Source organism: Jeotgalibaca sp. A127 (assembly GCF_052266745.1).
Classification (GTDB): Bacteria; Bacillota; Bacilli; order Lactobacillales; family Aerococcaceae; genus Jeotgalibaca.
Window position 1 is genome coordinate 203,065 of record NZ_JBQPRC010000001.1, and the last position, 16,302, is coordinate 219,366.

15 protein-coding genes are annotated in these 16,302 nt (G+C 40.5%); all 15 read right to left on the reverse strand.

Annotated elements, in window-relative coordinates; all coding sequences use genetic code 11:
• Positions 1–35 precede the first annotated feature (35 nt).
• Positions 36–686 carry a thiamine diphosphokinase gene (locus ACTVAI_RS01040; protein ID WP_443474448.1) on the reverse strand — a complete coding sequence of 217 codons (651 nt, stop codon included), beginning with the start codon at positions 684–686 and terminating at the stop codon, positions 36–38.
• On the reverse strand, positions 679–1,332 hold the full coding sequence (rpe, locus tag ACTVAI_RS01045) for a ribulose-phosphate 3-epimerase (RefSeq protein ID WP_443474447.1): 654 nt from the start codon (positions 1,330–1,332) through the stop codon (positions 679–681). The genes ACTVAI_RS01040 and rpe overlap by 8 nt, the downstream gene beginning before the upstream one ends.
• Before the next feature lie 14 nt (positions 1,333–1,346).
• Entirely contained in the window at positions 1,347–2,243 is an 897-nt protein-coding gene (rsgA, locus tag ACTVAI_RS01050; RefSeq protein ID WP_443474446.1) for a ribosome small subunit-dependent GTPase A, read from the reverse strand.
• A gap of 135 nt (positions 2,244–2,378) precedes the next feature.
• Positions 2,379–4,379 carry a Stk1 family PASTA domain-containing Ser/Thr kinase gene (gene pknB, locus ACTVAI_RS01055; RefSeq protein WP_443485685.1) on the reverse strand — a complete coding sequence of 667 codons (2,001 nt, stop codon included), beginning with the start codon at positions 4,377–4,379 and terminating at the stop codon, positions 2,379–2,381.
• Positions 4,379–5,125 carry a Stp1/IreP family PP2C-type Ser/Thr phosphatase gene (locus tag ACTVAI_RS01060; protein ID WP_443485686.1) on the reverse strand — a complete coding sequence of 249 codons (747 nt, stop codon included), beginning with the start codon at positions 5,123–5,125 and terminating at the stop codon, positions 4,379–4,381. Before ACTVAI_RS01060 ends, pknB begins: the two co-directional genes overlap by 1 nt.
• 15 nt (positions 5,126–5,140) lie before the next feature.
• A complete protein-coding gene (rsmB, locus tag ACTVAI_RS01065; protein WP_443485687.1) occupies positions 5,141–6,505 on the reverse strand; it encodes a 16S rRNA (cytosine(967)-C(5))-methyltransferase RsmB in 1,365 nt (454 codons plus the stop codon).
• 2 nt (positions 6,506–6,507) lie between these two features.
• Entirely contained in the window at positions 6,508–7,449 is a 942-nt protein-coding gene (gene fmt, locus ACTVAI_RS01070) for a methionyl-tRNA formyltransferase (protein ID WP_443485688.1), read from the reverse strand.
• 14 nt (positions 7,450–7,463) lie between these two features.
• A complete protein-coding gene (gene priA / locus ACTVAI_RS01075; protein WP_443485689.1) occupies positions 7,464–9,875 on the reverse strand; it encodes a primosomal protein N' in 2,412 nt (803 codons plus the stop codon).
• A gap of 137 nt (positions 9,876–10,012) precedes the next feature.
• On the reverse strand, positions 10,013–10,213 hold the full coding sequence (gene rpoZ, locus ACTVAI_RS01080) for a DNA-directed RNA polymerase subunit omega (protein WP_443474440.1): 201 nt from the start codon (positions 10,211–10,213) through the stop codon (positions 10,013–10,015).
• Positions 10,214–10,220: 7 nt separating this feature from the next.
• On the reverse strand, positions 10,221–10,832 hold the full coding sequence (gene gmk, locus ACTVAI_RS01085) for a guanylate kinase (RefSeq protein ID WP_443474460.1): 612 nt from the start codon (positions 10,830–10,832) through the stop codon (positions 10,221–10,223).
• Positions 10,833–11,179: 347 nt separating this feature from the next.
• The gene (locus tag ACTVAI_RS01090; protein ID WP_443474439.1) at positions 11,180–11,809 is read right to left on the reverse strand and encodes a V-type ATP synthase subunit D; all 630 of its coding nucleotides are present in this window, start codon (positions 11,807–11,809) and stop codon (positions 11,180–11,182) included.
• Positions 11,810–11,813: 4 nt separating this feature from the next.
• The gene (locus tag ACTVAI_RS01095) at positions 11,814–13,190 is read right to left on the reverse strand and encodes a V-type ATP synthase subunit B (protein ID WP_443474438.1); all 1,377 of its coding nucleotides are present in this window, start codon (positions 13,188–13,190) and stop codon (positions 11,814–11,816) included.
• Positions 13,183–14,967, reverse strand: a complete 1,785-nt coding sequence (locus ACTVAI_RS01100) for a V-type ATP synthase subunit A (RefSeq protein WP_443474437.1) — start codon at positions 14,965–14,967, stop codon at positions 13,183–13,185. The genes ACTVAI_RS01095 and ACTVAI_RS01100 overlap by 8 nt, the downstream gene beginning before the upstream one ends.
• An 18-nt stretch (positions 14,968–14,985) precedes the next feature.
• Complete coding sequence (locus tag ACTVAI_RS01105; protein ID WP_443485690.1) at positions 14,986–15,297, reverse strand: V-type ATP synthase subunit F; 312 nt, start codon at positions 15,295–15,297, stop codon at positions 14,986–14,988.
• Complete coding sequence (locus tag ACTVAI_RS01110; protein ID WP_443474435.1) at positions 15,287–16,288, reverse strand: V-type ATPase subunit; 1,002 nt, start codon at positions 16,286–16,288, stop codon at positions 15,287–15,289. Before ACTVAI_RS01110 ends, ACTVAI_RS01105 begins: the two co-directional genes overlap by 11 nt.
• Between the last annotated feature and the right edge of the window lie 14 nt (positions 16,289–16,302).

The following is a 16,302-nucleotide window of genomic DNA, read 5'->3' on the forward strand; positions in this document are numbered from 1 at the left end:
AAAAAAAAGAAGCCATAGTGGCTTCTTTTTTTATTTTAATCTTTACTTTGAATGACTGCAATTAGCCCATTTGTAAATGAAAATTGCATTTCCTCACCGACAAATTCATTGCTGACTAAAGCAATGGGTGCTTCGTAATTCTTCCCATCCAAGTTATACTTCACATTTTGCAAAATTAAATTCGATACCGGCGTCATACTTATAAAGGACAAGTATTTCTTATCATTTTCCTTCTTGATTACATAATTCCCCGGTTTAAAAAACGCTACCGTATTCTTTTCAGCTTTCATAATTATTTTCTCAATTATGTCCTGATAACTCGGATGGTACGCTAGCCATAAATTACTGATCATGTGATCTACCCTGCCCCCGAATAAACCATACATTTCAATAACAGCCACAGAAAGATTTTCCTTGATGTACTCCAAAGCCGCTTCTGTATCTGTTAAATCTTTTTCTGATGGCAGCTTGACAACTGTTGGAATAATCGCTTCGAGTTTTTCAAGTTCAGGCTGGCTGATCGAATCGAAATCTCCGATGGCAATATCAGGGATTATCCCCTCATTAACAAGATGAATGGTTCCTCCATCTACACCGATGATAATACAATCTTCAGTATCGTCCCCGATTAACCGCTTGAGCCCTTCTTTATTTCCGCCTGCGACCACAATTGCTTTTTTAAGCATTTTCTACATCCCTTAAAGCTTTCAATGCCTGATCGAAGTCTGGTGCTCCAAACAGATAAGACCCTGCCACGAATACGTCAGCACCTGCTTCCAGCACACGTTTAATGGTTTTATCCGAAATGCCACCATCAACTTCTATCTCATACGTATAACCATGTTTTTCACGTAATTCCTTAAGTAGAGCGATTTTCGACAAGGTGCTTTCAATAAAGGGCTGGCCGCCATTTCCAGGGTTAACCGTCATAACCAATACCATGTCAACGTCACCCAGAACGGATTCGATCATGGCTACTGGTGTACCCGGGTTGATAACGACCCCTGCGGCTATTTTTTCCTTTTTAATCATCTGGATAGCCATATGGATATGGGGTGTCGCTTCCACATGGACAGTAATGATATCCGCGCCTGCTTTAGCAAATGCAGAAATATGTTTTTCTGGATTCTGAATCATCAAGTGGCAATCCAAAGGTAATTTTGTATGGGGACGAATCGCTTGAACGATATTTGGCCCCAAGGTAATATTATCCACGAATTGGCCGTCCATAGCATCTATATGAATATAATTGGCACCTGCTTTTTCGGCACGTTTAACATCTTTCTCTAGGTTGGCAAAATCTGCACTTAAAATTGATGGAGCAATTTTCATCCATTATCAAATCCTTACTTTTTATTTTTATGGTACAACGGTTTACGATTTTGTATCTCATCCAAAAACTGTAAATAATGATCATAGCGGTACTGCTTTATTTCACCCGTACCAACCAGTTCCTTAATACGACAATTGGGTTCGTTTAGATGTTTACAGCCTGAAAAACGACAATCATCGCGGTTTTTCAGGAATTCCGGAAACAAATCTGGCAAATCTTGTTCTTCTATCTCCACTAAATCAACATTACTGAATCCAGGTGTATCCGCAATAAGTGCCTCTTTAACAGGAATTAATTCTACATGTCGCGTTGTATGGCGCCCTCTTCCCAATGCTGTAGAAATTTCTGCGGTCTCGATTTCGAGTTCTGGTAAAATCCGATTGAGCAATGAGGATTTTCCTACTCCCGATTGTCCCATAAAAACAGCGGAATGATTTCCAATCCTATCAAGCAGTTGGTCTATGGACTGATATTCTGGATAGTCAGAAAATAACACGGTGTATCCAAGTGCTTGATAATCATTTTGAAAAGCCAAAATTGCTTCTTGACCTGATTTGTCCAGCAAGTCTGTTTTGGTAATATAGATGATGGCACCGATTCCTTGGCCTTCCAAATAGACCAAAAAACGATCTAATAAATAGGTGGAAAAATCAGGTTCAATAGCAGACATTACAATGACGGCAATATCAATATTAGCAATAGGCGGTCGAACAAGTTCATTCTTTCTCGCTTCAACCGATACCAAGATACCTTCTTCCAGGTTATCACTTTCAAATTCCACATAGTCGCCGACTAGCGGAGTAGTGTCTCTTACCCTGAAATTCCCTCTTCCTCTTGTTTGGTACGTTTTTTTATCTGCATACACATAATAGAAGCCACTTAAGGCCTTTCTTATTTGTCCTCTAGGCATAATTCACTTCCTTTTCCCGAGTTTTGAATCTTTATTCCATTATACTACAAATTACCGGTGATTTTTAAGCAGGTTGTCCACTAACCGATAAACAAAATAAAAGCTGGAACGGAATGTCCCAGCCTTGGCTAATTATTACCGAGTTAATTCGGTTTCTTCTATGATGACTTCGCCATCACGTTCAACCGTGTACGAGCCTGTTTCTCCCTCACGAATACGAAAGTTTAATGTTACTTGTGTGTCGGCATCAATATCGAATTCTCTAAACACTTCAGAAATTTGATGATCCAAATCCGCCATATAAATCACGATATGGTTTTTTGTTTTGACGGAAGAGCTTGATTCAGATTCATTATCACTCGCGGAAGATTCACTTGTTGATTCTTCCTTAGGTGCTTCATAGGGAATTGTAATGGCTTTTGAGAACACGACTATTTCTGGCTCTGCTGGACCTGAAGAAATAACGACTCTTAATTCATCCCCTCTTCGAAAATTACTTCTGGGGCTAATTGATTGTGAAATCATCAACCCTTCAGCAACATCTTCAGAGTTTTCCGTATCAATCGTTAAATTCAATCCGAATTCTCCCGCGAACGCTTCAATTTGCTCTTGATTGAATCCAGCCAAATTATCCATAGTAAACACTTCTTCCTCCATACTAACTTGAAGGGTAATCGTTGTTTCTGACGGAATGACTTCCGTATCGGCCGCGATACTTTGTTTTACGATTGTGCCAAGCGCACTTTGATCATAGACATCCTCACGCACTACGGTAATACCCAAATCGCGCAATTCAGCCCGTACTTGGGAATAGGCCGCCCCAACATAGTCATTCAATCTAACCGGTTCTTCTCCTTGACTGATATATAAATCAATCTCTGTCTCCGGGTCTACTAATTCTCCCGATTCAGGATTTGTCCGGATGACCTCGCCTTCATCTATGTCAGGATGATATTGGGTATGTACGTCCCCGATAACAAAATTCAAGTCAGATAATATTCTCCTGGCAGTTTCTTCATCTTCGTTCACGACTTCAGGAATTTCGATCTGAGTTGGTGGGCGATTTAACCACAAGGTTGCCAAGAGAACCATGAGGGCAGCAAATAAAACAAGGAATATCGTGACCAGTTTTCCGCGTTTTGTTTTTTTCTGTGTATTTTGACGTTCATTTTTTTTCGCTGTTTTATCTGAATCTGGTTCATCTTCAATCAGAACCGCTTTTGTTTCGACTGTCTCTAAAGGCTTAATAGGTTCGAGGACTTTTGTTTCATCAAGCATCGCAACTGGTACGAAGGCCGCTTCCTTTAACCGAGAAGGGCTTAATGATGTCAACAAGTCTTGTTGCATTTCCTCACATGTACTATAGCGATCTGTAGGCTCTTTGGATGTCGCTTTTAAAATAACATTTTCCAAGGCTTGGGGAACGGCAGCGTTTTTATCACGCACAGAAGGCATCCCTTCCTGGAAGTGTTTCAAGGCAATGGATACCGCCGATTCGCCATCAAAAGGAACTTCTCCACTCAGGAGTTCGTATAAAACAATTCCTAAAGCATAAATATCAGATTTAGTTGTGGTGACACTTCCGCGTGCCTGTTCTGGCGAAATATAATGTACTGAGCCAAGTAATGAGTTCGTTTGGGTAATTGATGTATGGGAAAGTGCAACTGCTATACCAAAGTCAGTCACTTTTATCGTGTTATCTCTACTAATCAATAAGTTTTGCGGTTTGATGTCTCTATGGATGATACGATTTTGATGGGCAAGCGCCATAGCTGACAGAACCTGACTCATAATATGAATTGCATCTTCTGGTGTAGATTTTCCATGTTTCTGGATATATTCTTTTAAATCGGTCCCTTCGATATATTCCATAACGATGTATTGCATCCCATCATCTTCATCCACATCATAAACCGAAACAATATTAGGATGAATGAGCTGAGTTGTGGACAATGCTTCCCTTTGAAAACGACGTAATGCTTCTTTATTGTTTTGGAAGTCAAATCGCAAAATTTTAACAGCCACATCTCGATCCAAAATTAAATCTCTGGCTAAATAGACATGGGCCATTCCACCAGTTCCTAATAAAGATAGCACTTTATATCGTCCGCCGATTTTTGTGCCGACTCCAATCACTATCTCGCCTCCTCTCCTTGTTCGAATTCTGCTATAAGTACGGAAATGTTATCTGGCCCCCCCGCCTCATTAGCAAGTTCTATAAATTTGTCTACTTTCTCATCAATGGTCATCCAGCTTTTCAGGACCTGTTTCAGTTGTTCATCACCCAAGACACTGCTTAAACCGTCTGTACAGAGAATCAATAAATCACCTGCCGCAACTGGCAACGATGTTAAATCAACTTGAATTTTTTCTTTTACCCCTACGGCACGGGTAATGAAATTTCTCTGCGGATGATTTTGGGCTTCTTCATGCGTCAGTTCTCCTGATTTAACAAGTTCTCGAACTAATGAATGATCCTCAGTCAGTTGTTTCATATGGAAATCACGATAATAATAAGCCCTACTGTCACCAACATGGGCGATTATGAGCTGTCCTTTTACGTGAGCTGCCGCAATCAGGGTTGTCCCCATTCCATCTAAGTCTACAAAATCAAGCGATTTTTGAAAAATCAAGCTATTCACTTTTTGAATAGCGTTTAATAACCAGGTAGAGACAGATTCAGGATTTGAAAATGACGTATCTTTCCAGGCTTCACCAATATGTGAAACGGCCATTTCACTTGCAACATCTCCCGCTCGGTGACCGCCCATCCCATCGCAAAGAATCATTAATGGTTGCTTTCCTCTATTGTTAAACCAATTTACATAATCCTCGTTTGTTGATCTGTTTTTGCCAACATCACTTTTATAAGCAATATGCATCGTTATCTGTCTCCTCTACTTGGTCTTTTTCTCCATTGTGCAGATGAAAAAGCCGTCCGTCCCAAAATCATCTGGGAAAATTTGCAACATTCCCTCTTCAATGCCGATCGTTTCGGGAATCTTAACTTGATTAAAATCAATGGTTTGTTTAAGCATTTCAGGGTGTTCTTCTAAATAAGCTGCAATCGTTCCTTGATTTTCCTCCGGTGCCAGCGTACATGTACTGTAAACTAAACGACCGTTATCTTTAAGTAATGGTGTGACAGCATTTAAAATCGCCATTTGCTCACTGTGTAATGCTTTTATCGCTGCATTCGTAACCCCATACTTAATCTCAGGTTTACGCCGCATCAACCCAAGCCCTGAACAAGGCGCATCCACAAAAATAGTATCGAAGCTTTTTTCTGGAAATACCGTTTGAACATCCTTGGCATCTAATAGATGGGTTTTCACCCTATTCGAAACTTTCATGCGATCCGCATTTTGCGCAATTAAATGTATTTTATGGTCATGTATATCAAGAGCGTGAACAACGCCCTCATCAAGAAAACTAGCCATATGAACGGTTTTCCCACCCGGGGCTGCACAAGCATCCAAAACGGTATTTGTAGCCTTTAAATGTCCTAATAAAGCTACAAGCTGGCTTGATTCGTCTTGAATCGTTATTTCACCATTGATAAATAAAGGAGAATCTGTCACCTTCCCTGATAGGATACGTAAGCCAACGGGTGATAGTGGGCTTGGAACGACATTTTTTCCTTCATCTCTCAATTCTTCCATAATACTTGTCAGTTTTTCAGTATTTTGAACACGCACTGAAACATAGGGCGCTTCAAGAAGTGAGAAAAATAAACGTTCTGCTTTCTCAACGCCTAACTCTTTGCTGAATTTTTTGACCAACCATTCCGGCACACTGGCTCCGATGCTGATACGTTTTTTTGGATCTGTGATTTCATTCCAATCCTGTAGGCCCTTACGTTGAACGTTTCGCAAAATTCCATTGACCAACTTCGCAATGCCTACATGGCCTTTTTTCTTGGCAATTTCTACCGCATCATACAAGACAGCATGATCGGGTACTTTATCCAAATACTGCATTTGATAAACTGATAAGCGAAGTAAGTTCAAGACCCAATTTTCCAATTTCTTGGGTGCACGGATGAAAGGAGATAACCCATAGTCCAGAGTTAATTTCCTTTGTGTCACACCATAGACAATCGTAGTTAATAAACCTGCATCTTTCGCATCCAGACCTTCTTTTTCAATGGTTGCATTCAAAAGGATGTTGGAATAGGCCCCTTCCGTTTCAATTGCAGTCAAAATTTCCATTGCCAAATAACGAACTGAATGGACGATTTTATTCGTTTTCCCTTTTACCATATTTAATCAAATCCTATCTCTGCTATTGCTTCCATATCGTTCCCATTTAAAAAGTCAGTTACGGTCATTCTTTTTTTGCCTGCTGGTTGAAGCTCCGTTACTTGTAAGACGGTATTGTTCCCGCAAGCTACATAAATTCCCTGTTTATCCCATTTGATGATACTGCCTGGAGCTGATTCACTGGTTAATTCGGTTGGAACAGCTGCCCACATTTTACATCTTGCGCCTTCAAAGAGAGCATGAGCAACCGGCCATGGACGCATACCGCGAATTTTGTTGGCAATTTGAGGGGCTGATTGTTGCCAATCAATACGTTCTTGTTCCCGAGTAATATTAGGTGAGAATGTCACTTTGGATTCGTCCTGTGGAATCGGATGAATGTTCCCGGCAAATAAATTTGGTAAAGTTTCCATCAAAAGGTCTCTTCCCAATAAACTCAATTTGTCAAACATGGATTGAACATCATCTTCTGCTTCAATTGGAATGCTTCTTTGCGCCAATACATCGCCCGCATCCATTTTCTTTTCCATGTACATAATGGAAACGCCCGTCTCTTTTTCCCCCTCGATGATGGCATAGTGTACAGGAGCCCCGCCTCGGTATTTTGGAAGTAAAGAGGCATGCACGTTAATTGCACGGTATTTAGGGGCATTCAATAATTTAGTGGGTAAAAATTGCCCATAAGCAGCTGTTACGATTAAATCTGCTTCTAAATTGATTAATTCCGTCATCTCCTGAGAACCTGATATTTTCTCAGGCTGGAAAACAGGCACATGATACTGCAATGCCAGTTCCTTTACAGGTGGCGGTGTCAATGTCCGTTTTCTGCCTACCGGTCGATCCGGTTGGGTAACGACCGCTACCACTTCATATTCACTTTCAAATAGGGCTTTTAAAATAGGGACTGAAAATCCCGGTGTACCCATAAATATAATTTTTTTCATCGGTAATTGCCTCCTTAAAAGAAATTAACAGGTTCTGTATCAATAGAAATGTACAAACCCTTGGCATTATCTTTTTGTGATTGGTCCAATATTTCCTTCAGTACATCGTGTAAATCTGGTTCTTGTTTGTATTTAATCAATAATTGGAAATAATAACGATTGTTCATTCGCGCAATCGAACTTCTGGACGGTCCAAGTATAATCGTTTTTGGACCAAGTTTATTTCGCAATTTTGCATTTATTTCATAAATTTTTGCCTGGGCTTTTTTTTCGTCCAAATCGCTGACAGTGATTTGGGTCGTGAAATAGTAAGGAGGGTAACCACCTTGATGACGTAATGCCATTTCTTGGCGATAAAATCCGTCATAATTATGGTTTTGTGCATAACGGATTGCGTAATGATCCGGATTATAGGACTGAACGATTACTTCCCCGACCAACTCCGATCGTCCTGCCCTTCCACTCACTTGTGTTAAGAGCTGGAACGTTTTTTCAGATGATCGAAAATCAGGCAGGCTGAGCGATGTATCAGCATTGATAACACCAACCAAGGTGATATTGGGGAAATCCAGCCCCTTGGCTATCATTTGCGTTCCCAATAAAATATCCGCATCGCCACGACCAAATGCTGCTAAAAGCCTTTCATGGTCCCCTTTTTTCCGGGTCGTATCCACATCCATACGAATGATTCTGGCTGCAGGAAATAGCTCTTTTAGTTCCGTTTCCACTTTTTGGGTTCCTGTTCCATAATAACGGAACTGATTACCCTGGCATTTTGGGCATCTGTGCGGCACTGGTTCTTCATGGCCACAATAATGACACTTCATCCCTTTGGTATCCATATGGAAAGTCATACTGATATCACAGTTCGGACATTCATGCACATACCCACAATCCCTGCACATAATGAAAGAACTGTATCCACGCCGATTCAAAAGCAGAACGGTTTGTTCCTTCTTTTGAATGCGGTCCTGTATTTTATCCTGCAATATTTGAGAAAAATTACCACGATTATTATTTTGGAATTCTTCCCGCATATCAACAATCTGAACGTCAGGCAAATCTTGCTGGTTCGCTCTTTCCTTCAATTCCAGCAAATGAAAAACATTCTTCTGGGCGCGTGCCCGTGATTCCAGAGAAGGCGTAGCACTCCCTAATACGACCGGACAATGATTGTACTTCGCTCGGTAAATGGCTACATTCCGCGCGTGATATTTGGGATTTTCTTCTTGTTTATAAGTCGTTTCATGTTCCTCATCGATAATCACAATCCCCAGATTCTCAACAGGTGAAAAAATGGATGAGCGCGCACCTACTACGACACGTGCTTCGCCACGTTTGATTTTCCGCCATTCATCGTATTTTTCCCCGGTTGATAGACGACTATGCATAACCGCTACTTCTTCACCGAATCTTCCTTTGAATTGCCGAACCATTTGCGGAGTCAATGCAATCTCAGGAACAAGCATCAAAGCGGTTTTATTTTGCTCGAGAACATCTCCGATCAACTGTAGATAAACCTCAGTCTTACCGCTTCCGGTTACACCTTTCAACAGGAACACGTCATGTTGATTAGCATCAATGGTAACTTTAACAGCCTCATAAGCTTCCAGTTGCCCTTCATTCAATATTTTCGCGTCAGTCTTTTCAAAATGATGTTTTTTTAAGGGATCACGGTAAACTTCTTTTTCCTGGGAGTTGAGCCATCCTTTTTCAACGCCAATTTGGAGCGTTCGAGGAGTGATATCAAATTGTTCACGAAATTGCTCTTTGGTTAACATAGCACCTGGTTCAATTTCAGCAAGGATTTCCAGCAACGAACGTTGGCTTTTTGCTTGTTTGGAGAGTTGTTCCATTTCTTCTTTGATTCGCAAATCTTCAAGGTTTCTTTGATAAACGGTCACTTTTTTTACTTTAGCCTTATTTTTAACTAAGTAACGGATGTCAACGAGTCCCTTCTTTTTCCACTCCAGAAGAAGCGGTAAAGCTGCCATTTCCAAAGCCCTTTCCCAACTGATGACTGTTTCACCCTGAAAAACTTCATAAATTCCTTTACCCTGCTCCCCGTTTGTTAAATAGAATTCTTTTTCGTATTTAGCTTTTAGTACAGGTGGTAACATGGTTTGGTAACAATGTATCCGGAATGCATAGATTTGATCTGCCATATCTTCACCAAGCTGCAATAATTCCTCGGTTAAGACAGGTTCTAAATCCAAAGGCCCTACAATTTCTTTCAGTTCCCCTTCAAAATCGGCTTCGTCCACAATGTCGACGATAAAACCTTGTATTTGCCGGGGCCCAAATGGGACCTCAACTCGCATTCCTTTTTGTAATCGATCCTTCAGTTGGGGAGGAATCGCATAATCGTATGGTTGATTCGTTTGCATCACCGGAACATCCACTACGACTTTAGCAATTTGCTTCATGTTTACTCCTCCTTCAAAATTAGGCTTCCATTTTTAATTTTACTCGATAACGTATCCAATGTCTTGTCTATTTTAGACAAAATTAAAAAACTGCTGAATTTGACGAGCAAATGCAGCAGTTCTGTTTATTGGCAATACTATTTATCGTCTGTGGCAGTTAATTCACCAGCAACAATTTCTTCCAATGCGCGGCCCACATTTTTGTAAGATTTGTATTCATCCAACAATGGCTCACCATCGTTATGCAATTCATGTGCACGTTTAGCGGATAGAATGACCATTGTATATTTTGAATTCACTTTATCCAATAACTTATCAATAGATGGATATAACATCATAACTGAATCACTCTCCTTGGTTAGGTAATTTTGACTCTAATAAACGTGAAACTTTTAAGTGTTCACTCTGAATAATGGCCAGTACTTTGTTTACGGCATTTTCTACCGTATCATTTTCAACAGCATAGTCATAATACCGCATTAATTCAATTTCTTCAATGGCTTTCTCCATGCGTTGGCGGATTACAGGTGACTCATCTGTTCCACGATTCACGATCCGAGATTCCAGTTCATCCATATCTGGTGGTGTCAAGAAGATATAAATACCTTCTGGCATTCTTTCCTTGACTTGCATTGCACCCTGTACTTCGATTTCAAGAAAAATATCTTTTCCAGAATCTAATGTTTTTTGAACATAGTCGACAGGAGTTCCATAATAATTGCCTACATATTCGGTATATTCCAACAATTCATCCTTCTCGATCATTTTTTCAAACTCTTCACGTGTTTTGAAAAAATAATCAACTCCATCAACTTCGCCTTCTCGTTTTTTACGAGTGGTTGCAGAAATAGAATACATAAAATCACGTTCGCCTTTTGAAAAAATTGCTTGCCTGACTGTCCCTTTACCCACACCAGAAGGTCCCGACAAAACAATTAATAACCCTTTTTCGGTCATTAGTAACCCACCATCCATTTTTATACTTTGATCCATTCGATATCACCGTTTAGGTAACGTAATATTTCTTATCAGTGTAACACAAAGTTACCCTTGTGAAAACAACCAGGACTATTTTTCATTTTTTTATCATTTTTGCGAGTCTGTCGAGGGTTTAAGCTATAGGTGTGATTACTCAGCTCAATATTTGCTTTTGAGTAATCGTTTTTGTGACAAAAGTGATTACTCAAACCTAAATCCCCCTCTGAGTAAGCAGGTTAAAGCAAAAAGTGATTACTCAAAGCGTAAAACGCATTTGAGTAATCACTTTGCTGATTTATAGTTTTAATGACACGCTTCCTAGCGTTCTATCTTCCCATGTCCTTGACTTTCATCATGCGGACTATCGCAGAGCGTTCGTTTTCTTCCAATTTCATCTGAATATAGCGGATGGTTTCTTGTAATTGCGGAATCATCCGATATTCCAATGCATTAACCCGTCGCCTTGTTTTTTCGATTTCATCCGCCATTAATTGACAGGTTTTTTCGATTTCACTTAACTCGAGTAGTTTTGGCAGAACAGTCTCAATCCGCTCAATTGCATCATCCAATTCACTGCTTGAATTCAGATAGCCGTACTGCACATCACTAGAAACTTCCGTTTCTTTAACATCAAAATGCATTTCAGGAACAATGACACTCATGACATTTTTCTCCTGGATATCCAAAGTCACATTTGTTTCCGAGCCAACAAACAACTCTTCAATGAACGATTCATTTATGAGCGATTTAGCAACGACGAACTCTTGCATGGATTCAATCAATTCCGCTTCGACTTCGTCACGTAATTGATTGTTCTTTTTGATAAGAATAATGAAACGACGCATTAATTCATCTTGCTTGTCCTTCAAGAGTTTATGGCCTCGCGTGGAAAGTTGGAGTCGATCCTTCAAGGACGCCAATTCCATCCGGGTAGGCTTGACATTTAATCGTGCCATAGGATCACTCTCCTTTCAGCATGAACTCTTCAATCATGTCTGCCTTGATTCGCTTCAATTCAGACTTAGGTAAAATGGATAGCAATTCCCAACCCAAATCCAATGATTCTTGGATTGTTCGATTGTTGTAGAAACCTTGATTGATATACTCTTGCTCGAAACGGTTGGTAAATTCAACATATAATTTATCCGTTTTCGAAAGTGCAGACTCTCCCAAAATAACTGCCAATTCTTTCGCTTGTTTTCCTTCAGCATAAGCTGCGAACAATTGGTTCATTGTTGGGGCATGATCTTTACGTGTTTTGCCTTCCCCTGTACCTTTGTCTTTCAAACGTGACAAGGACGGAAGAACGTCGATTGGTGGTTTGATACCCGCTCCGTTCAAATCACGGGAAAGGATAATTTGTCCTTCCGTAATATACCCTGTTAAGTCAGGGATTGGATGCGTGATATCATCTTCTGGCATTGAAAGGATCGGAATTTGGGTAACAGAACCTTTTTTACCCACTAGACGTCCCGCACGTTCATAAAGGGTCGATAAGTTTGTATACAAGTAACCGGGATAACCACGACGACCTGGCACTTCACGACGGGCAGCTGAGATTTCACGCAACGCCTCACAGTAGTTCGTCATATCTGTCATGATTACCAATACATGCATATCCTTCTCAAATGCCAGATATTCAGCTGTCGTAAGAGCCATTTTCGGTGTTGCAATTCTTTCAATAGCTGGATCATCAGCCAAGTTAACAAACATCACTGAACGATCAATCGCACCCGTTTTACGGAAATCTTCCATGAAGTACTCTGCTTCCTCGAAAGTAATTCCCATTGCCGCAAATACAACCGCAAATTTTTCATCGCTATTCAAAACACTGGCTTGACGCGCAATTTGAGCTGCCAATTCTTTATGTGGTAATCCTGATCCAGAAAAAACCGGCAATTTTTGCCCACGCACAAGTGTATTCAAATGGTCAATGGCGGAAATGCCAGTCTGGATAAATTCATCCGGATAATCACGGGCAACGGGATTAATTGCTTGACCGTTGATATCCAACGATTTTTCGGGAATAATTTCTGGACCATTGTCTATTGCACGGCCCATCCCATCAAATACACGGCCAACCATATCTTCGGACACGTTCAGGGACAAAGGCTTGCCCTGGAAACGCACTTTTGTGTCCTTGATGTTGATACCAGATGGTCCCTCGAAGATTTGTACCATGGCTTTATCTTCAGAAACTTCCAGCACTTGACCCGTACGGATTGTGCCGTCTTGCATTTGAATTTCTACCAATTCATCGAATTTGACGCCCTCAATGCCTTCAACGGCCATTAGAGGACCGACGACTTCTGTAACTGTTTTATATTCTTTAAGCATTCTTCGTCATTCCTCCCTCAGCCAAGATATCACGCATTGTATCTTTCAAATCAGTCTTGATTTGTTTAATGTCTTCAATTCTATCTTCAGAGATGAACTTACTGCGCGCAATCCGGTCACGAATTTCCGCCGTGCCTTCGTAAATTTCCTTGAAGTAGGCACCCAACTCCATTGCTGCTTTTGCTTCTTCCTCCAAACTCAGAATAAGATCCAGCATCACGTATTGTTTTTCTTGAGACGTGTAAGTATCCACATCATCAAAAGCATTTTGTTGTAAGTAATCTTCACGGATAGATTCAGCTATAGCCATTGTCAAACGATCTCTTTCTGACAAAGAATCGAGACCAACCAATCTAACGATTTCTTCAAGTTCTGCTTCTTTTAACAACAAGTTCATCGCATGTTGTACTTTTTCTGACCAATCGGAATGGGTATGAGCATCCATATATTCACCAATTTCCGTGTTATAAAGGGAATAAGATGTTAACCAGTCCATTGACGGGAAGTGACGTTTTTGTGCCAAGGAAGCATCCAGGGCCCAGAAAATTTTAACGACACGCAATGTATTCTGAGTAACCGGTTCGGATGTATCTCCACCAGGAGGTGAAACAGCACCGATAGCAGAAATGCTACCTTCACGTCCTTCACTGCCCAATGTGACAACTCGACCTGCACGTTCATAATATTCAGCAATACGGCTTCCTAGATATGCTGGATAACCTTCATCCCCTGGCATTTCTTCTAGACGACCAGACATTTCACGCAATGCTTCTGCCCAACGTGAAGTGGAGTCAGCCATGATTGCAACGTTGTAGCCCATGTCACGGAAATACTCTGCAATTGTGATACCCGTATAGATTGAAGCTTCACGAGCAGCAACCGGCATGTTGGATGTATTGGCAATTAGAATTGTCCGTTCCATCAACGATTCACCAGTATTTGGATCGACTAGTTCTGGAAATTCATTCAATACGTCGGTCATTTCGTTTCCACGTTCACCACAACCTACATAAACAACCAAGTCCACGTCAGCATATTTTGCAATTTGATGTTGAACAACGGTTTTCCCAGCACCGAATGGGCCTGGAACTGCAGCACTACCACCTTTAGTAATTGGGAAAAAGGTATCAATAACCCTCTGCCCAGTCGTTAAAGGGATATTGGGATTTAGTTTCTTTTGGACAGGACGACCTCGACGAACAGGCCATTTTTGTACTAAGGTAAATTCCTTTGTCCCATTCTCAGTATCGATTGTGTATACGACATCATCTAATGTGTAAGAGCCACTTTCGATTGAAGCGATAGTTCCCGTTATGCCATGAGGAACCATAACGCGATGCTCGATAACTTTTGTCTCTTGAACCGTTCCAACAATATCACCAGGAACAACTTTGTCCCCGATGTTCACTTTTGCTTCAAAATCCCAATTTTTACTGTGATCCAGGGCATCCACATGGACACCACGAACCAAGTAATCACTATTTGTCTTTTCCATGAAGGTGTTAAGTGGACGCTGAATCCCATCAAACATTTGGGATACAATTCCAGGTCCTAATTCCACCGATAATGCTTCACCAGTCGTCACAACTGGTTCTCCTGGTCCAATACCTGAAGTTTCTTCATAAACTTGAATGGAGGCAACATCTTTACGCATTTCAATGATTTCGCCAATTAGACCTAAATCGCCTACTTGACAGATATCTTGAATATTAGCTTCTTCCATGCCTTCTGCCATTACTAAAGGACCGGAAACTTTTATAATTCTACCTTTTTTCAAATAAGTTCCCTCCTGCTCTTATAAAATGTTTTGTCCGACTGCTTTTTCAACATTGTCTTGAATTCTCTTTTTACCAATTCCCAATGACCCACTATGATTCGGGATCAGGATAAGGGCCGGCGTCAAGGTGGCATCATAACGGCTGATTGTATCCGGCATATGTTGGGCCAAAGATTCCGTTAAATAAATGATGCCGTACTTTTCTTTAGCCAAGCGATCGATAATTTCACGCGCTTCAGTCGGATCTGTGGTTGCAAATACCGAAAATCCTAGTATTTTGAACGGGAGGATGGAATCTTTATCGCCAACAACTCCAATATTATGAGCCATAAACTTGTCGCACCCTTTCCCTCAGAATTTCTTCACTTATATCGTTATCTTTACCCACTAATACCAAACGCAAATTTGTTATTTCTGTTTCCTTGGCATAAAGGTAACCCATTAGTGGCATCGGTCCAAACGGTTCATATAAACCACTTGAAACGACTTCGTGAATCAAATCATCCATCATTTTGTCTAATTTCAAAGTATTTACAGAATCATTGTTAGTTATAACTTTTTCCAATTGGTTGCTGTAACTTTTACCGCTGTATAACTTTCGAATAATAGCCACTGAACCATTAATGGATTCATCGATTATATCTTGTTTAGCGATTGATCCAGCAGATGATAATAACGCATATAAATGACTACGCGGTTTATCCTGTTTCTGACTTCTCACTACCGTACTCAAGTTATACAAATCGATGATCAAATCTGTGATCTTTGTAATCGCCTCATTATCAACCTCGGCACTGATTGCGCGGAGATGACGTAAATAATACGTATCCATATATACTGTCACAGCTTCAATACGGTGACTTTCTTCATAATCTTCCAATACAGATCGAACAGCATCCACCATGATGGGATGAGCAATAGAACTTTCACGTGTTTCGACTAACTTACGTAATGAGTCTATGGATATTCCAATTGGGATTAAAAGTTCGCTTTGTTCTTGTTCCAAAAAACGTTCTTTCAACAGAACTTTCAAGTTGTGATAACTGTATCGCAATGTGAACAAATCTATCAGTTCAGATTGGGGCACTATCTCATACAATTCGCTATACACACGTGCCAGATGTGCCATCAAAAAGTCATTGAAATTCTTTTTATGCAGGACCTCTTCCATATCAAAGTCATAATCCGTACTTTTCAGAAAATCAAGAGCCGCTTTTAATGAATCTGCTTTAATTAAACGTTCGAAATCTTCATTTTTTAGTAACCGCAATTCGTAAGTACGAATCATGGTATTGATACCTTTGTAGTCAGTATCTCTCATACTTGCTTCACCCC

Bases quoted from the DNA above. Each gene is read 5' to 3' on its own strand.
- ACTVAI_RS01040 (WP_443474448.1), bottom strand. From the start codon at position 686: ATGCTTAAAAAAGCAATTGTGGTCGCAGGCGGAAATAAAGAAGGGCTC.
- rpe (WP_443474447.1), bottom strand. From the start codon at position 1,332: ATGAAAATTGCTCCATCAATTTTAAGTGCAGATTTTGCCAACCTAGAG.
- rsgA (WP_443474446.1), bottom strand. From the start codon at position 2,243: ATGCCTAGAGGACAAATAAGAAAGGCCTTAAGTGGCTTCTATTATGTG.
- ACTVAI_RS01060 (WP_443485686.1), bottom strand. From the start codon at position 5,125: ATGCATATTGCTTATAAAAGTGATGTTGGCAAAAACAGATCAACAAAC.
- rsmB (WP_443485687.1), bottom strand. From the start codon at position 6,505: ATGGTAAAAGGGAAAACGAATAAAATCGTCCATTCAGTTCGTTATTTG.
- fmt (WP_443485688.1), bottom strand. From the start codon at position 7,449: ATGAAAAAAATTATATTTATGGGTACACCGGGATTTTCAGTCCCTATT.
- priA (WP_443485689.1), bottom strand. From the start codon at position 9,875: ATGAAGCAAATTGCTAAAGTCGTAGTGGATGTTCCGGTGATGCAAACG.
- rpoZ (WP_443474440.1), bottom strand. From the start codon at position 10,213: ATGATGTTATATCCATCTATTGATAAGTTATTGGATAAAGTGAATTCA.
- gmk (WP_443474460.1), bottom strand. From the start codon at position 10,832: ATGACCGAAAAAGGGTTATTAATTGTTTTGTCGGGACCTTCTGGTGTG.
- ACTVAI_RS01090 (WP_443474439.1), bottom strand. From the start codon at position 11,809: ATGGCACGATTAAATGTCAAGCCTACCCGGATGGAATTGGCGTCCTTG.
- ACTVAI_RS01095 (WP_443474438.1), bottom strand. From the start codon at position 13,190: ATGCTTAAAGAATATAAAACAGTTACAGAAGTCGTCGGTCCTCTAATG.
- ACTVAI_RS01105 (WP_443485690.1), bottom strand. From the start codon at position 15,297: ATGGCTCATAATATTGGAGTTGTTGGCGATAAAGATTCCATCCTCCCG.
- ACTVAI_RS01110 (WP_443474435.1), bottom strand. From the start codon at position 16,288: ATGAGAGATACTGACTACAAAGGTATCAATACCATGATTCGTACTTAC.